Raw genomic sequence first — 16,878 nt, 5'->3', positions numbered from 1 at the left:
CGATACAGTAGCGTTTTATACAGGATAATCACGTGACAGACCCGGACTTGACATTTATTGACCCTGGCGAGCAGTCACCTGCCGAAGCACGACGCGCGGCCCTTTATCTGACGCTGGCTCAGGTGCCGGAGGGTAAAGTCGTCGCCTACGGCCAATTGGCCGAACTGGCAGGGCTGGGCAGAGCCGCGCGCTGGGTGGGCCGGACCTTGAGTCAACTGCCGGAGGGTTCTTCCCTGCCGTGGCACAGGGTATTGGGGGCCAACGGCCGGTTGAGCCTGCCCGCAGGCAGCGCTTCCGGTGACGAACAGCGAGCACGTTTGCGCGCCGAAGGCATCAGCATTCTAAACAATCGGGTTGATATGCAGCGCCATGGCTGGCGTCCCGTATAGCACAGCGGTTAGAGTGCGCCCTTTGTTTTCGTAACCTGAGGCAGATTCCAGCCCATGCCCCGTAAAACCTGGCGCGCCGCGCTCGCCGCATATGCCAGCCCGTCGACATTAGTGTTACTGCTGCTCGGATTCGCTGCGGGCATGCCTTACATGCTGGTCTTTTCGACCTTATCCGTGTGGTTGCGCGAAGCCGGTGTCGCGCGCGAGACCATCGGTTACGCGAGCCTGATCGGTCTTGCTTACGCCTTCAAATGGGTCTGGTCGCCGTTGCTCGACCAATGGCGATTGCCCCTGCTCGGTAAATTGGGGCGTCGCCGCTCATGGCTGGTGCTGTCACAAAGCCTGGTGATTCTCGGCCTGATCGGCATGGGGTTCTGCGATCCGCAGAAACACCTGTCCTGGCTGATCGCAATTGCCGTGGTGGTGGCCTTCGCGTCCGCCACGCAAGACATCGCCATTGACGCCTATCGCCTCGAAATCGCCCAGGACACTCAGCAGGCTGCCCTCGCCGCCAGTTACATGTCCGGTTATCGGGTGGCGGCACTGCTCGCAACCGCTGGCGCGCTGTACTTTGCAGAAGGCTTTGGCTCCACAGGCTTCGCCTACAAGCACTCGGCATGGACCGGCACCTATGTGCTGTTCGGCCTGTTGATGCTGCCAGCGCTGGTCACCACGCTGATCATGCGCGAGCCGCCCGTGCCGCTGCGCACGCAACTCTCGGCAGCGCGTTACGGCTTCACCCACCAACTGGCCTCAGTGTTTGTTCTGATTGTGCTGCTGGTGTCCGTGCCGGCCATGTTTACCCAGCTTTACAACACCGACTTCGCCAGCGTGCTGTTCAACGGCACCAGCTGGATGGACTTGCTGCTCGAAGACCGGGCCTTCCTGCGGGCAATCCTGTACACGCTGCTGACGTTCGCCTGCCTGTCATCGATGGGCCGTCGCGGGCTGGCACCGGTGCTTACGCCGATCAACGACTTCATCATGCGCTACCGCTGGCAGGCCCTGCTGTTACTGGGTCTGATCGCGACCTATCGGATGTCCGATACCGTAATGGGCGTGATGGCCAACGTGTTCTACATCGACCAAGGCTTCACCAAGGACCAGATCGCCAGCGTCAGCAAGATATTCGGCCTGATCATGACCCTGTTGGGTGCAGGTGCCGGCGGCTTGCTGATCGTGCGCTTCGGCATCATGCCGATCCTGTTCATCGGCGGCTTCGCTTCGGCCTCGACCAATATCCTGTTTCTGCTGCTGGCGGACATGGGACCGAACGTGAAGATGCTGATCCTCACTATCTCGCTGGACAACCTCAGCTCGGGGCTGGCGACATCGGCGTTCGTCGCTTACCTGTCGAGCCTCACCAACCTGAAGTTTTCCGCCACCCAATATGCGCTGCTCAGTTCCATCATGCTGCTGCTGCCGCGCTTGCTGGGCGGCTATTCCGGCGTGGTGGTGGAGAAGTTCGGCTACCACAACTTCTTTCTGATCACCGCCCTGCTGGGTATTCCGACGCTGGTGATGATCATTCTGCAGTGGAACCGAGAACTGCGCACCGCGAAAACCGAGGCGCAGACAGAGGCCCCCGGTATCGAAAAGCCCTGATCGCTGGCTAAACCATCAAGGATCCCCATTGAACACTGAAAACAAACGCAGCCCTGTTCCACTGATCCTGATAAGCCTGGGCATCTGGCTGCCGATCATTTACGCCGCACTGACGTTTTATGCCTCGCAAGGCGCATCGGATCAAACCGGTACTGCATTCGGCGGCATGACCGTCATTCTTGCCCAGGTTGAAATCTTCGCCATTATCTTCCTGCTGGTGTATGCGTTCGCCATAAAACCGTGGAGGCTTTCCAAAAACGTGCGTGCGGTGTTCTGCATCAACGTGCTGGGCGCAGCCTTCGCGGCGATCACGATTATCACGACGCTGGCGAGGATGTAGTGAGCTGCCGTTAGTGGTTAAAAAGCCCCGACGCCGGGGCTTTTTTACGCCTGTCATCATCCCTTTCTTTAAAGTTGCACGTCGCGATCCAAGGCCTGAAATCCGGCGATTTTCTGTCAGTACATTGTTTGTCAGAAATAAACTACAGCGCCCTATGAAATGGCCGACAACCCGCTTGGGCATTGCCCACTACTTTAACTGAGTCCACCCCGTATCTTTGGCTGGCAACGCACGTGCGTGATTTAAAAGTGTGAGCACGGAAAGAAGCGTATAGACTCCCGCCCTCTCTATATCAGCGCCCTGAATCGAAAAGACGCTGGCTTTATATCGGAGCAACACATGTTAAAGGATCTAACAGCGCTTTTTGCGCCACAGAATCGTCGTTTGATCACATTAACGACCGTTGCCCGTGACGAACAGGAACTCCTGCTCGAAGCGTTGAAGGGCACTGAAGGCCTGTCCGAACTGTTCAGCTTCGAGCTGTCGATGATCAGCCGCGATGCCGGCCTGGAACTCAAATCGCAGATCGGCCAGCCGGTACAACTGGCGATAGAGCTGACCACCGGCGAAGCGCGCTACATCAATGGCTATATCAGTGAATTCAGCCTGCAGGGCAGCGACGGCGGGCTGGCCCGCTACAGCGCCACATTAAGCCCTTGGCTGTGGATGCTCTCGCGACGCATTGACTCGCGGATTTTCCAGGAACAGACAATTGAAGACGTCATCCGCACGGTATTTACCGCCTACGGCGCATTGCCCGACTTCGAGTTCCAGCTCAGCCAGCCGCTCAAGTCGCACAGTTACATCACGCAGTACCGTGAAAGCGATCTGACGTTTGTATTAAGGCTACTGGAACACGAAGGCTTGTTTTTCTATTTCGAGCACAGCGAAGACAAACACACCCTGATCATTCTTGATCACTCTCGGGACCTCTCGCCGCTTTCACAACAGCCCTCGATTCGTTACCACAGTGCATCCATTACCGAGACCGCAGACTCGATTACGGAGTGGCGCAGCCATCGCAGCCTGCAATCAGGGCGCCTGTCCATTCAGACATTCGATTACAAGCAACCGCGTAACCAGCTACCGGTCGGCATGCCGAGCCTCAACGAACAGGGCAACGTGGATTCATATGAAGTCTATGACTTCCTCGATCATTACAGCCACGGCACGTTCAACGATGGCGAGCGCCTGGTACGTCAGCGCCTGGAAGCCATCGAAGTACAGGGCAAAACCTTCACCGGCACCAGTAACTGCCGCGCCATGTACCCTGGCCACACCTTTGAACTGACCCAGCATTTCGATCACGACCAAGGCTCTGCGGAAGATCGCCGCTTTCTGCTGTTATCGGTCAAGCACGAGGGGCGTAACAATTACCTGTCCGATGAGAAGGCAGGTTACGAAAACGAGTTCGTGTGCATTCGCCAAAAGATTCCTTATCGTCATCCGATCACCGTGCCCCGCCCAACCGTTCCCGGCCCGCTCAGCGCCATTGTGGTCGGGCCGGAAGGCGAGGAAGTGTTCACCGATGAACTGGCGCGCATACAGGTCAGGTTCCATTGGCAGCGCGGCGACAGTCTTCCCCAAGGCACCACCTGGCTGAGGGTTGCCATGCCCAGCGCCGGCAGCGGGTTTGGTCATCAGTTCATGCCGCGTATCGGCCAGGAAGTGCTGGTGACCTTTCTGGCAGGCGACATCGACCGGCCTCTGGTTACATCGGTGCTCTACAACAACAATAACCTGCCGCCGCGCTTCAGCAAGGCTTCTGGTTTACCCGGGAATCGCACCCTGTCGGGGATCCGCACCCAGGAACACAAAGGCAGCGGTTTCAACGAATTGCTGTTCGACGACACGCCCGGATCGCTGCGCGCGCGCATGGGCACGACCCATCAGGCCACGGCGCTCAACCTGGGCAAACTGACCGACCCGCGCACGGATGGCACCGCACAGCCACGTGGCAACGGCGCAGAGCTGCGCACCGATGCAGCCATTGCGCTGCGTGCAGCGCAAGGCATGTTGCTGACCACCTATGCGCGCACCGACGCAAAAGGCTCGCAACTGGACCGCGAAGAGCTGCTCAAACTGCTGGCCGAGTGCGGTGAGCTGTTCAAATCCCTTGGCGAAACCGCTGCCGCTCGCGGCGGTCAGGCGGTCGATGTCAAAGGCATCGAAGCCTTGCGCCAGTCGCTGGATCAGTGGCCCGCGCCGGACGGCAACGGCCTGGGTGACCCGGTACTGGCCATGACCGCCGCAGCCGGTATCGCCAGCGCCACGCCGCGCTCGCAGGCTCACTACGCCGGGGAAAATCACGACACCACTGCGCAAGACAACCTGCAATTGACCAGCGGCGCCGCCATGCACCTGCAAGCGGGCAAAGGGCTGTCGGCCTTCGCCCAGGACGCAGGCATCAGCGCTATCGCCAACCGGGGCAAAGTGCTGGTGCAGGCTCAGGAAGACGACATCGCGCTTAACGCCCAGAAAAACCTGCACGTCTCGGCCGTCGAAGGCGAAGTGGTCATCACAGCGCCGACCATTCGCCTGGTCGCCGATGACGGCAGTTACATCAAGATTGGCGGCGGCGTCGAGATCGGCTCGCAAGGCAAGGTCACCGTGCATGCCAGCGAACACGACTGGATCGGCCCCAAGACCGACAGTGCGTCGATCCCCTCTTTCGGCCGCGACCCCGCCGCCCAACAGGTCACCTTCCACTACCCCGGACACAGCGAAGAAAGCCCGCGGGCAGCGGCGGCCCATTCTTATGAAATCAAACTGGAAGATGGCAGCACAGTGAAAGGGCTAACGGACTCAAGCGGACTGACAGAGCGAGTGGAACGCGAAATGATGCATCAGGCACAGGTATCGGCATTGCGCAGCGGCACACCCAAAGGCGGTGCCCAATGAACGGTGCCGATGAGTACGCCGTTGCCCAAGGCAACACACGCCTGATCCCCAACCTCAACACCACCAGCAAAATGGAAGTGCCCGCCGACCTGCCCGGCGTGGTGATCTTTCTGCATGGTGTGAATGACCCGGGGGCGTCGTACAGCATGGTGGAGACAGGGTTGTGTCAGGGAGTGAATGAGCGGCTGGATCGGCCGGATTTGGTGCCGGGGCGGTATGGGGCTAAGTACGACGTCGCGAAGAAAAAACTAAGAGCCAAACAAGACTTGGGAGATCAAGATAAACAGCTGCTCGACGACCCAGACACCTACCTTTATAAGCGCGATACGGCCGACCCGAAAACTCACAGCCTGCTCATTCCTTTTTATTGGGGGTATCGGGCCGACCCCGGCGAAATCAGTCGAGACAAGAACAACAACCCCACAAAACTGCGCGACCAGTATCAAGACATACAGGGCAATCGCCTGGACCGACACTTTGGCAAGGCCGGTGGTTATTTTGTCAATGCCACCAATAACCTGCTGGAAATGTATGACAAGGGCCTGCCGCTAACCATGCGCCTTAAGATTGCCCGACTCGCGCTGCCCAACACCCATTTTATGGGGGATAACCCACATCGACGTTATTACGTGCTGGCTGCTCATCGGCTCGCGATGATGGTAAAAGAGATACGCCGGGTCTCTCCCGACGAAACCATCACGATCATGGCGCATAGTCAGGGCACGTTGATTACCCTGCTGGCCCAAGCACTGCTGGTGGACGGGGGGCATCGTTGCGCGGACACGATCATCATGGTGGACACGCCCTACTGCCTGTTCCCGGAAGTTACTCCCAAAGATCAAGACACACTAACCACGCTGACCCGCATTGTGGCACAGGTGACTCAGGCACCCCATACTCAGCCGCCGCTATCAGACCTGCGCAACACTGCAACCTATTGCGGACGAAGCGGCCCTCAGTGGTCGCCTACACAAGGTACGCGCCTGGACAGTGACCGTAACATGACGGTATTCCCCGAACGCGATAACCGCGGCAAGGTGTACCTGTATTTCTGCCCGGACGACACCACCGTCGCACTGGATGACGTCAGAGGCATCGGTACGTTTGGGGTGTGGGATACGCACGGTAAGGATAGCGATCGCAACCCTATGGCTGAATTGAAAGCCGTGCGCTTTTATCAACGCATGTGGACCAAGCGCTACCGTAACGATTCTCCGGTCATGGTTGGAAAGCCTCCAGGTTATGACCTGTTGCGCGCTAAAAACGAATCTCGTTATGCCGGAGACAGTTGGTTCGCAGGGCTTCTTTCGAAAGGCCCGACAGAAGAAGGGCATAGGATACTGATCAACGCTGAACAGCTGTACCCGCCCCACGCCCCCAAGATGTTTGGTGGGGAGGAGGAAAAGGGCACTCCGACCACGTCGGGTCTTGACAGGCCGGACGATGCCAACAAAGCCTCTGCCGTGGGTAACCCAAGGGCCAAGCTCAGATGGCACTTTGTGCGCAACCACACTGGATCGATAGATCTGGAGCGAGAGCTCGCAGAATGGAATATGGGCAAAGCGCCAGGTCAACAGACCCGCATAATACGCAAACGAAGATTGACAGGCGACGGCGCACCGAAACCTTCGGATACTTACGAAATACTACGAGAGGACACGCCGGACGAAATACGTGAGTTCATGGATGAAAGCAATTCGACCGAGGTGCTGGACTTCAATAGCTATCACTCGGGTCTGTTGCGAAGCCCGGAAAACCATCAATGGGTAACGGCGATGGATATCGCGATTGGTCAGGCGAAATGCCTGGACGACCCGGCGATGCGTGATGTGCTGGTGGCGATTGCGGACTGGAAAATGGATAAAGAAATATTCGAAAAAATTGAAAAATCAACTGGCTGGGCTCGATTGAGCGGCGAAGCACAGTTACTGGTAAGTGCCTGTCATGAATATTACGAATACGGAAAATTCCCCCCCTCAAGTCTAGTGTCGCTGACTCCGCCCTCGCTGATCACAAGCACTTCTAAAACAGAGGTGAATCAGTGAAGAAGCAACAACCTAAAGCATCACTACGACCGAAGCTGAAGCCTTATCTCTGGATAACCGGAATACTGTTGACGCTGTGGCTAGGGTTCGTCCTCCTTGTCCATTTCAAAGCACAGGAAAACAATATGGAAATTCGTGATATAAACTCGGCTACCCGCTGGGGTATTGCCGCAATTTGGGGTATTACACTTTTGACCTACAGCGGTCATTGGTGGGGCAAGGCAGTCGCACATGAAAAAGCCGAGCTAGTGGCCTACAAAACGAAAGTAATGACTCAAGCGTCTGAACAACAGGAAGCGCAAAAAAGAAATTATTCACTAGAAATACGTGGAACTGGTATAGCTGTTCATCACTGGCATCAATCTTCGATTTGGCGAGAATTAGAAAAAAAGAACAACAACTTTAAATCAATATATTCGTCAACACCTAAGGATTACGATTCAGACCTAAGTTCTCGAGAAATCACTAGAACAATTAACACACGAGTCGCGTTCCAGCACTCAGCTGGAGAATCTGTCGCGTATTGGCCTGTCCCAACATTTGCGATCGCGCCTCCTAAACAACCCACAGACACGGGGGCAGCAGACAATATAGTCAGTGGCCGAAATGCTGCGACTTTAGGTGTCTCGCTTTTTTTGTGGCAAGACTCCGAGAATACACTCCATGCTCAAAGCATGATTGAACGCTTTTTTCAGTTTTTTGATAAAAATCCGCAGGTGCCCCAAGCTTTGATAATAAGCAGGGACGGTGACGTGACGCGTAACGGCTTACGCGTTGCCGGTACTCCCGGACTGCAAAATGCTCAAGTCGTACCTACGGTGTTTGAGAGCATGACCGGGCTACTGGTCAGTCGCTCGGATCGGGTGGATCGCTATATCCGCCCTTATGCCCTTAATGAAGCTGAGGATAATCAGAACAAGAATACCGATCTAGGCAAGCTTTGGGCTTTTTATTGGAATCGTGACGACGCATTCATGGAGCAATATAAAAATGAACAAAGAGCCAAGGGCGTTTTAATTCCAAAATCTCCAGGCACCATGTCCACCGCCTACTGGCAATCCCAACTCCCCACCCTCTGGAAAACCATCAGCAACCGTGGCCCTGGCAATTTCGAGCCCTCCCCTTGGCTGCCCATCCGTTGGGGTCAGCATCAGGTCAAGGAGTTCGACGCTGCGCCGGTGCTCGGCTATCTGCATCGCCCAATCAAGGCGTCCATGCAGGATGAGAACGGCAAACGCCTGAAACCGGCCTTGCAGGCCAAAGCGTTGCAAGCAGCGTGGGTACAAGCACTGGACACTCTGCCCGAAGGCCAGAAACCTGCGCGGGTGTTCTACGACAGCACCAACAACCCGGAAGCGGAAATTGCTCTGAACAACGCGCTGCACGACCTGAACAAGGACGGCCACGGTCTTGAGCTGGGCAATGTCGAAGAGGGTTACGACATCGGTCGCCGGCTGGGTAATACCGGGGTCAGCGGTGCGCTGGTCGAGATCAACCTGGCGACCATCGCCAGTTACAAGGACGGCGGCGTCAGTGCGGTGGTCTACGCAGGCACCGATGGCAGCCTGACCGTACAAATGGTCCGCCCGCCTGATGAAGCCCGCAAAGCGAAGAACAGCCAGAACCGAGGCGCAGACCCGTTCACTTTCGGCTCGCCAACCGGCGGGGCACCCGCAGAGTGAGTTATCCCGTCTGCCTGGGCGACGCCACCAGCAGCGGTGGCCAAGTGGTGTCCTGCCAATTGGCAGGCACCCACACCATCAACGGCAAGCCACCGGCCGTGCTGGGCGACAAAGCCACCTGCCCGCTTCACTCTGGAGAATTCGCCTTCATCGAAGGCCACCCCACCCGAAAGCTAAACGGTATCCCGGTGGTGCTGCACGGCCATCGACTGGCGTGCGGTTGTCAGGGTGTGGCCAGCCACGCCATGAATGTGCGCGTGGATTAGGGGATTTCGTGATCAGGTCATGCAGCGGAAGCACAGGAAAACAATATGGAATTGCGTGACATACATTCAGTGACACGATGGGGCATTGCGGCTATTTTTGGCGCTGTTCTGCTGAGCTACAGCGGCCATTGGTGGGGGAAAGCTCTTGCCAATGAAAAACATGAGCTGGCAGCTTACAAATCCCAAGTGATTGCTAAAAATGCTGAGCAAAAGACTACTCAGGCACGAACATACTCACTAGAAATAAGAGGCGTAGGCATAGCAGTCAACGACTGGTATCAATCGTCTGTCTGGCGAGAAGTAGTCGCGAAGAATAACAACTTTGTATCCATATACCCGTCATCTCCCAAGGAATACGATTCCGACCTGAGTTCGCGTGAGCTCACTAGAAGCATAAACACTCGCGTGGCGTTCCAGCACTCCGCTGGAGAATCTGTTGCGTACTGGCCAATACCCGTATTTGCATTAGGACCTCCGAACCTTTACGAGAAAGCATACAAAGCAGCAGGTTTAATCAGTTCTGGTCGTAACAAAGCCACCTTAGGTGTTACCCAGTTTCTTTGGCAAGACGATGAAAGCACTACTCATGCACAGGCCATGATTGAGCGACTATTTCAGTTTTTCGACAATAATCCGAAGGTCCCTCAGGCTCTAATAGCAAGCCGCGATGGCGATGTTACCCGTGATGTTTATCGCAAGCCTGGCGCCCCTGGACTGCAGAACCTCCAGGCAGTACCCACAATATTCGAAAGTATGACCGGACTATTGGTTACCCGCTCCGATAGAGTGGATCGCTACATTCGCCCTTACGCCACCAACGAAGCTGAGGATAACCAAAATAAAAACACAGACCTAGGCAAGCTTTGGGCTTTTTACTGGGAACAGCCGCGAAAGTTTAGAAAAATATATGAGGATGCAGAAAAGGCCAAAGGAGTTAAAGCTCCGCTCGCCCCTGGCACTATATCGACCGCCTACTGGCAATCCCAACTCCCCACCCTCTGGAAAACCATCAGCAACCGTGGCCCTGGCAACTTCGAACCCTCCCCTTGGCTGCCCATCCGCTGGGGTCAGCATCAGGTCAAGGAATTCGATGCTGCGCCGGTGCTCGGCTATCTGCATCGCCCGATCAAGGCGCCCATGCAGGATGAACAGGGCAAGCGCCTGAAACCTGCTTTGCAAGCCAAAGCGCTACAAGCCGCCTGGGTGCAGGCGCTGGATACGTTGCCAGAAGGGCAGAAACCTGTGCGGGTGTTCTATGACAGCACCCACAACCCGGAAGCGGAAATTGCTCTGAACAACGCGCTGCACGACCTGAACAAGGACGGCCACGGTCTTGAGCTGGGCAATGTCGAAGAGGGTTACGACATCGGTCGCCGGCTGGGTAATACCGGGGTCAGCGGTGCGCTGGTCGAGATCAACCTGGCGACCATCGCCAGTTACAAGGACGGCGGCGTCAGTGCGGTGGTCTACGCAGGCACCGATGGCAGCCTGACCGTACAAATGGTCCGCCCGCCCGATGAAGCCCGCAAAGCGAAGAACAGCCAGAACCGTGGCGCAGACCCGTTCACCTATGGTTCGCCTTAACGGTCACTGCACCCTCAATTGGAACAAGGAAGAAATATGTACACGCGTTTTTGTCAGGCCGTCGTACGGATGCATTTAGTCGCCGGGATGGTTCTATTGGCGGGCTGTACGCAAGAGTCCGTGTCCCCGTGTGACGAGTTGATGGGGGACTACGCTACAAAGCCCAAGAATCAGCCAAGGATTCGTATCGAGAAAAGCGGCGAGAATTTCTTGTTCACGCATCGCGAATCAGGCGCACAGGTCAGCGAACCACTCACGCCGTTACCTACCGCCGAAATAGTGGAAATGTTTGAAGGCAAGATAGTCCCGCCTCGCTGCATTCTCACCGCGGATGGCATGAAGATAATGAAGCTCCCCGCTGGCAGCGGCGTTAATCCCACCGAGGATCCCGATCGAAAACTTTCGCAATATCCCGAGCCTACCCCCTTCCTCATGGGCATATCTGCGGGAGTAGCGGCCGTACTGGGTCTTTACCCGGTACCTCATCAAGAAACACTCAAGGATATCGACGAGGAAGATGAGGACGACGACGGTTACATTTACAGCAAATAGCATACTGTTCGTGCAGGAGAGACAGTCATCGACCATGGAAATAGTCTTTTCCTGAACCTGCAAATAAAGAAAAGCCCCGACTCTCACAAGCCAGGGCTTCCTCTTACCGCACCAACCTCTACTCCTGAACCACCCGCAGCATGCGCTGCGGCGCAGGTATCTCGATGCCTGCGTCCTTCAAGCGGTCACGCGCTTCGATGTTGAACATCGAGGTCACGTCGCCCATGTCGCCAGTGCTGGTCCAGACGCGCAGCGACAGGGTGATGGCGTTTTCGCCCAGCGCAGCGACCACGGCCTGCGGGGCGGGATCTTTGAGCACGCGTGGGTCGTCCGCCATGTCCAGCAGGACCTGCAGTGCCTTCCTCAGATCCGCATCGTGGCTAACGCCGATGTCGAAGGTGATCTTGCGGGTCGGCTGGCGGTTGGTATTGGTGATGATGCCGTTGGACAGGTTGCCGTTGGGAATGATCACGGTGCGGTTGTCACCGGTGCGCAGGACGGTGTGGAAGATCTGGATGTTGTCGACGGTTCCCGATACACCCTGAGCCTCGATCCAGTCGCCTATGCGGAACGGACGAAACAGCAGAATCAGCACGCCGCCCGCGAAGTTCGCCAGGCTGCCCTGCAAGGCCAGACCGATGGCCAGGCCGGCAGCACCGATGGCGGCCACGAACGAGGTGGTTTCGACGCCGATCATCGACGCGACGCTGACCACCAGCAGAATTTTCAGAATGATATTCGCCAGGTTGCTGACGAAGCCCTGCAAGGCCAGATCGGCGTTGCGCAGGGCCAGCAGGGCGCCGAGCTTGCCGGTCAGCCGGTTGATCAGCCACCACCCCAGACACAGCGTTACCAAGGCCAGCAGCAAACGGCTGCCGTACTCCATGATCATCGGAATCCACGCCTGCGACGCTTGCCACAGATGACCGACTTCAGCATTTAAATCCATCGTTATCCCCATTACCCCTTACGAACCGATATCAAATCGCACTCAAGGCGATTCGGACTGACCGGGAAACACAGGGGTTCCCCGCAGCCCGGTGCAAATGTTCAGTCACGGAAGTTGTTGAATTGCAACGGCATGTCCGCATCATAAGCGCGCAGTGCAGCGATGGCTTCTTGCAAGTCGTCACGCTTCTTGCCGGTCACCCGAACCTGCTCGCCCTGAATGGCGGCCTGGACCTTGAGCTTGGCTTCTTTGATGTGAGCCACGATTTTCTTCGCCAGCTCCTTGTCGATGCCTTCGCGCAGCGTGGCTTCCTGCTTCATCAGCTTGCCGGACGCATACGCGTCTTTGACTTCAAGGCACTTGGCGTCGATTTTGCGTTTGACCAGCGCCAGTTTGAGGATCTCGATCATGGCTTCCAGCTGAAAGTCCGCTTCAGCAGTCAACGTGATGGTCAGTTCCTTGAACTCGAACGTGCCTTTGCCTTTGAGGTCGTAGCGACGATCCAGCTCTTTGATGGCGTTGTCGACGGCATTCGTGACTTCGTGTTTATCCAATTCGGACACTACGTCGAACGAGGGCATGTATGTTCTCCAGATAAACGGCGTGCGCACATGGATCGGGCACGCATGACTTGACGGTATGAAAGAACGCTCATTATAACGAGACTTTTCCTGCGTTCACTGTGAGCCTTGCATGCACATCCTTGTTTTCATCTTCAGCAGACCCCTTCAGCCCGTGATCGTGCCGCTCTGATGGCCGTGATCTGGCATGTACTCGGCGCGGGCAGCCTGGGCTGCCTGTGGGCAACGCGTCTGACTCGGGCGGGTCTGCCGGTACGCCTGATACTGCGCGACGCTGACCGGCTGGCGGCGTATCACGCCAATGGCGGCTGCGTGACGCTGATCGAGAGCGACGTGGCCGTGCCCTACCCGGTCGAAGCACAGACGGCCGCGCATGACGAACCCGTCGAGCGTCTACTCGTTGCCTGCAAGGCTTATGACGCTGAACGCGCAGTTGCGCAGCTGGCTTCACGCCTGACAAAAAATGCCGACGTGATCCTGCTGCAAAACGGGCTGGGCAGTCAGGACGCGGTCGCGGCGCAGATCCCTCACTCACGCTGCATTTTTGCCTCCAGCACCGAAGGCGCGTTTCTGGAGTCGGACTGGCGCGTCAGGTTCGCCGGTCACGGTTTTACATGGCTGGGCGATGCGGCGAACCCGGCCGCGCCCTCACTCTTGCAGGATTTGCGCAACAGCCGTATTCCCCATGAATGGACGCCGGACATCCTGACCCGCCTGTGGCGCAAGCTGGCGCTCAATTGCGCCATCAACCCGCTGACAGTCTTGCACGCATGCCGTAATGGCGGCTTGCTGGAGCATGGTTGCGAGGTCATGACACTCTGCGCCGAGCTGGCCGGGCTGTTGGAATGCTGTGGCCAGCCAGCCGCCGCACTGGGGCTGCACGATGAGGTGCTGCGCGTCATCCACGCGACCGCAGCCAATTACTCATCCATGTATCAGGACGTCGCTCATGGGCGGCGAACCGAAATCAGCTACCTGTCGGGCTACGCCTGCGCAGCGGCAGCACGCCATCGCTGTCCGGCACCGCACCTGCAGCAATTGCAGACGCGTCTGACAACTCATCTGGCAAGCAAAGGTTTGCGTACTGACTAGCCCGCGCTACCCTGCTCGCACCACTCGTCAATGCGATTTGCCCCATGCCCTTGCGCCAACGCCTGGAAAACCTGCCAGTAGGCCAGAAACTGCTGGCGGCTCTGCTGATTCTGATGACCACCGTGCTGCTGGTCGCCAACCTGACCTTCATCAGCGCCGCCTACTACATCTCGCAGGAAGCGATGGCGCCGCAGGCCTTGCAGACCATCGGCCGGCTGATCAGCAGCGCCAACCTCAATGAACGGGCCTTGTACTCACCGAACGAGGCGCGTGCGCTGCTCAAAGAGCTGAGAAGCTACGGACCCTTGCGTGCGGCGGCCCTGTATGACAACGACGGCGAGCGGCTTGAACAGATGCACCAGGGTGAAGGCCTTGATCTGCCCAGGCATTTCAAAGACCTGGACAACTGGCGCCTGACCGAATTTCGCAGCACGCAGGTCATCACGGTGCCTAAAGGTGACGAGCCGCCGGGGCATCTGCTGCTGGTCGCCAGCAGCGAGCTGCCGCCCGCGTTCTACACCGGCACATTGACCGCCAGCCTGGGCATTCTGGTGTTCAGCGTGCTGCTGTGGTTGGTGGTTGCGCGGCAGATACGGCGTTTGATCACCGAGCCCATCTATCAATTGGAAGAACTGTCGCGGCGCGTCACCCGAGAAGAAAACTACGCGTTGCGCGCAGCGCCCGGCAACGAGGATGAAATCGGCAGTCTGGCTGAAGCGTTCAATACCATGCTGTCGCGTATCGAGGCGCGTGAGCAGCAACTCAAACGCGCCCGTGACGACTCCCAGGAAGCTTACGATCAGGCGCAAGGTCTGGCCGAAGAAACCCGTCACACCAACCGCAAGCTGGAGCTGGAAGTTCAGGTGCGCAGCAAGATCGAGAAGAAGCTCACCGGTTTTCAGAACTACCTCAACAGCATCATCGACTCGATGCCTTCGGCCATGATTGCGCTGGATGAGCAGCTCTATGTCACACAGTGGAATCAGGAAGCCACGGCGCTGTCCGGCACCACGCTGGACGAAGCGTTGAACCAGCCGATTTTTCTCGCGTTCGAACCGATGCGTTCGTTTCTGCCGCAGATCAAACACACCGTCGAACGGCACAGTGTGACCAAGATCGAGCGAGTGACCTGGATCAAGAATGAAGAAGCCCGCCACTACGCGTTGACGTTCTACCCGCTGACCGGTGATGCCGGGCGCGGCGTGGTGATCCGGATCGATGACATCACCCAGCGTATTTCGCTGGAAGAAATGATGGTGCAGTCGGAAAAGATGCTGTCTGTCGGCGGTCTGGCGGCGGGCATGGCCCACGAAATCAACAACCCGCTGGGCGCCATTCTGCATAACGTGCAGAACATCCGACGCCGCCTGTCCCCTGAACTGCCGAAGAACATCGAACAGGCCGAAGCGGACGGTATTGATCTGGCAGTGGTCAATCATTACCTCGAAAACCGTGAGGTGCCGAAGCTGCTCGACGGCATCCAGCAAGCGGGGGCCAGAGCCGCGAAAATCGTCAGTCACATGCTCAATTTTAGCCGTCTGAGCAGCCGCCAACTGTCGGCCTGCGACCTGCCGGGGCTGATCGACCAAGCGGTGGAGATCGCCAGCAACGACTTCGACCTGACCATCGGTTTCGACTTCAAGGGCCAGCACATCATCCGCCAGTTCGACCCGGAGCTGGGCCCTGTGCCGTGCATCGCCAATGAGCTGGAACAGGTGCTGCTGAACCTGCTGAAAAACGCCGCTCAGGCCATTCACCAACGGCCCGAAAGCGATGAGCCGGGACGCATCATCCTGCGTACCCGCCTCAACCCGCCCTGGGCCGAAATTCAGGTTGAAGACAATGGCATCGGCATGTCGGAGAACGTTCGCAAGCGCACGTTCGAGCCGTTCTTCACCACCAAGGAAATCGGCCAGGGCACCGGACTGGGTCTGTCGGTGTCGTACTTCATCATCACCAACAATCACAAAGGCCAGATGGAGGTGCAGTCCTCCCTCGGCATGGGCACCTGCTTTACGCTGCGTTTGCCGCTGATAGCCAATCAGGCCAATGTGCAGCAGCAGGTTATTTCGAAGTCTTGATCAGGAGCCATATCAATGGGCTTTCGTTTGTCGAAGATTTACACACGTACCGGCGACACCGGAGAAACCGGGCTGGGCGACGGTCGCCGGGTACCCAAAGACCACCCGCGTGTCGAGGCCATCGGTGAAGTCGATACGCTCAACAGCCAGATCGGGCTGTTGCTGGCCGGGCTGATTGATGAGGCTCAGCGGGTTCCGGGTCTCAATGAAGTGATCGACGTACTTGCCCCCTGCCAGCATCGGTTGTTCGACCTTGGCGGAGAGCTGGCGATGCCGACTTACAAGGCGCTGAACAGCGCAGAAGTCGAGCGACTGGAAGCCGCCATAGATGTGTGGAACGAAGAGCTGGGGCCACTGGAAAACTTCATTCTGCCCGGAGGTTCGACGTTGATAGCCCAGGCACATATCTGCCGCAGCCTGGCGCGTGGTGCCGAACGGCGTTGTCAGCATCTGAATGCGGTGGAGCCGCTGGAAGGCGCAGGCCTGGCGTACATCAACCGACTGTCGGACCTGCTGTTTGTTGCTGCGCGACTGATTGCCAGACGGCAAGGCATCGCAGAAATACTCTGGCAGCCAGCGCCCAAACCGGTGTGACACCAAGCCAAAATAGCTGCGCGACGCAGTAGCTGTGTGGGAGCGAGCTTGCTCGCGAAGGGGCCGGTGCAGCCATCAAAATAAGGCATCTGGATCGACGTCTTCGTGAGCAAGCTCACTCCCACAGGAATCCGTAACCGCCGTGCCGACGCATAAAGCGTGGGGAGCGAGCTTGCTCGCGAAGGGGCCGGTGCAGCCATCAAAATAAGGCACCTGG

The 16,878-nt window shown here is 57.4% G+C and carries 14 protein-coding genes; 12 read left to right on the top strand and 2 right to left on the bottom strand.

Annotated features, from left to right (window positions below):
• The first annotated feature begins 32 nt into the window (after nucleotides 1-32).
• The 9 genes from BW686_RS00070 (at nucleotide 33) to BW686_RS00030 (ending at nucleotide 11,364) form a co-directional block, all read left to right on the top strand.
• Entirely contained in the window at nucleotides 33-389 is a 357-nt protein-coding gene (locus tag BW686_RS00070; protein WP_084913612.1) for an MGMT family protein, read from the top strand.
• A 54-nt stretch (nucleotides 390-443) separates the two neighbouring features.
• Complete coding sequence (locus BW686_RS00065; RefSeq protein ID WP_084913609.1) at nucleotides 444-1,994, top strand: AmpG family muropeptide MFS transporter; 1,551 nt, start codon at nucleotides 444-446, stop codon at nucleotides 1,992-1,994.
• Between the two features lie 28 nt (nucleotides 1,995-2,022).
• Nucleotides 2,023-2,334 carry a hypothetical protein gene (locus BW686_RS00060; RefSeq protein WP_084913607.1) on the top strand — a complete coding sequence of 104 codons (312 nt, stop codon included), beginning with the start codon at nucleotides 2,023-2,025 and terminating at the stop codon, nucleotides 2,332-2,334.
• Nucleotides 2,335-2,673: 339 nt separating this feature from the next.
• Entirely contained in the window at nucleotides 2,674-5,235 is a 2,562-nt protein-coding gene (locus tag BW686_RS00055) for a type VI secretion system Vgr family protein (RefSeq protein WP_084913605.1), read from the top strand.
• Nucleotides 5,232-7,280 carry a T6SS effector phospholipase Tle3 domain-containing protein gene (locus tag BW686_RS00050; protein WP_084913603.1) on the top strand — a complete coding sequence of 683 codons (2,049 nt, stop codon included), beginning with the start codon at nucleotides 5,232-5,234 and terminating at the stop codon, nucleotides 7,278-7,280. The genes BW686_RS00055 and BW686_RS00050 overlap by 4 nt, the downstream gene beginning before the upstream one ends.
• Nucleotides 7,277-8,962 (top strand): type VI lipase adapter Tla3 domain-containing protein, encoded by a 1,686-nt coding sequence (locus tag BW686_RS00045; protein WP_179149123.1) that lies wholly within the window; start codon nucleotides 7,277-7,279, stop codon nucleotides 8,960-8,962. The genes BW686_RS00050 and BW686_RS00045 overlap by 4 nt, the downstream gene beginning before the upstream one ends.
• The gene (locus BW686_RS00040) at nucleotides 8,959-9,228 is read left to right on the top strand and encodes a PAAR domain-containing protein (protein ID WP_084913601.1); all 270 of its coding nucleotides are present in this window, start codon (nucleotides 8,959-8,961) and stop codon (nucleotides 9,226-9,228) included. Before BW686_RS00045 ends, BW686_RS00040 begins: the two co-directional genes overlap by 4 nt.
• 45 nt (nucleotides 9,229-9,273) lie before the next feature.
• Complete coding sequence (locus BW686_RS00035; protein ID WP_084913598.1) at nucleotides 9,274-10,812, top strand: type VI lipase adapter Tla3 domain-containing protein; 1,539 nt, start codon at nucleotides 9,274-9,276, stop codon at nucleotides 10,810-10,812.
• 36 nt (nucleotides 10,813-10,848) lie between these two features.
• Nucleotides 10,849-11,364, top strand: a complete 516-nt coding sequence (locus BW686_RS00030; RefSeq protein WP_084913595.1) for a hypothetical protein — start codon at nucleotides 10,849-10,851, stop codon at nucleotides 11,362-11,364.
• A gap of 118 nt (nucleotides 11,365-11,482) precedes the next feature.
• Here the strand turns inward: BW686_RS00030 and BW686_RS00025 are convergent, their stop codons facing one another.
• On the bottom strand, nucleotides 11,483-12,313 hold the full coding sequence (locus tag BW686_RS00025) for a mechanosensitive ion channel family protein (RefSeq protein WP_084913592.1): 831 nt from the start codon (nucleotides 12,311-12,313) through the stop codon (nucleotides 11,483-11,485).
• 101 nt (nucleotides 12,314-12,414) lie between these two features.
• Nucleotides 12,415-12,894, bottom strand: a complete 480-nt coding sequence (locus tag BW686_RS00020; RefSeq protein WP_007248931.1) for a YajQ family cyclic di-GMP-binding protein — start codon at nucleotides 12,892-12,894, stop codon at nucleotides 12,415-12,417.
• A 171-nt stretch (nucleotides 12,895-13,065) separates the two neighbouring features.
• On the opposite strand from BW686_RS00020, the gene BW686_RS00015 reads away from it, so the two are divergent.
• Genes BW686_RS00015 through BW686_RS00005 form a run of 3 tightly spaced genes read left to right on the top strand, consistent with a single transcriptional unit; the run spans nucleotide 13,066 to nucleotide 16,661 of the window.
• Nucleotides 13,066-13,986, top strand: a complete 921-nt coding sequence (locus BW686_RS00015; protein WP_084913590.1) for a putative 2-dehydropantoate 2-reductase — start codon at nucleotides 13,066-13,068, stop codon at nucleotides 13,984-13,986.
• 44 nt (nucleotides 13,987-14,030) lie between these two features.
• Nucleotides 14,031-16,067: a sensor histidine kinase gene (locus tag BW686_RS00010; RefSeq protein WP_084913588.1), complete on the top strand. Its 2,037-nt coding sequence runs from the start codon at nucleotides 14,031-14,033 to the stop codon at nucleotides 16,065-16,067.
• 15 nt (nucleotides 16,068-16,082) lie between these two features.
• Nucleotides 16,083-16,661, top strand: coding sequence for a cob(I)yrinic acid a,c-diamide adenosyltransferase (locus BW686_RS00005; RefSeq protein ID WP_084913586.1), 579 nt, complete (start codon nucleotides 16,083-16,085; stop codon nucleotides 16,659-16,661).
• Nucleotides 16,662-16,878: the final 217 nt, after the last annotated feature.

Source organism: Pseudomonas syringae, assembly GCF_002157375.1.
GTDB lineage: Bacteria > Pseudomonadota > Gammaproteobacteria > Pseudomonadales > Pseudomonadaceae > Aquipseudomonas > Aquipseudomonas syringae_T.
The sequence above is the reverse complement of the archived record's forward strand: the minus strand, read 5'-3'. Positions and strand labels throughout refer to the sequence as shown.

Coding starts and splice junctions, on each gene's coding strand:
- BW686_RS00065 (WP_084913609.1), top strand. CDS start 444: ATGCCCCGTAAAACCTGGCGCGCCGCGCTCGCCGCATATGCCAGCCCG.
- BW686_RS00055 (WP_084913605.1), top strand. CDS start 2,674: ATGTTAAAGGATCTAACAGCGCTTTTTGCGCCACAGAATCGTCGTTTG.
- BW686_RS00050 (WP_084913603.1), top strand. CDS start 5,232: ATGAACGGTGCCGATGAGTACGCCGTTGCCCAAGGCAACACACGCCTG.
- BW686_RS00035 (WP_084913598.1), top strand. CDS start 9,274: ATGGAATTGCGTGACATACATTCAGTGACACGATGGGGCATTGCGGCT.
- BW686_RS00030 (WP_084913595.1), top strand. CDS start 10,849: ATGTACACGCGTTTTTGTCAGGCCGTCGTACGGATGCATTTAGTCGCC.
- BW686_RS00025 (WP_084913592.1), bottom strand. CDS start 12,313: ATGGATTTAAATGCTGAAGTCGGTCATCTGTGGCAAGCGTCGCAGGCG.
- BW686_RS00020 (WP_007248931.1), bottom strand. CDS start 12,894: ATGCCCTCGTTCGACGTAGTGTCCGAATTGGATAAACACGAAGTCACG.
- BW686_RS00015 (WP_084913590.1), top strand. CDS start 13,066: ATGGCCGTGATCTGGCATGTACTCGGCGCGGGCAGCCTGGGCTGCCTG.
- BW686_RS00010 (WP_084913588.1), top strand. CDS start 14,031: ATGCCCTTGCGCCAACGCCTGGAAAACCTGCCAGTAGGCCAGAAACTG.
- BW686_RS00005 (WP_084913586.1), top strand. CDS start 16,083: ATGGGCTTTCGTTTGTCGAAGATTTACACACGTACCGGCGACACCGGA.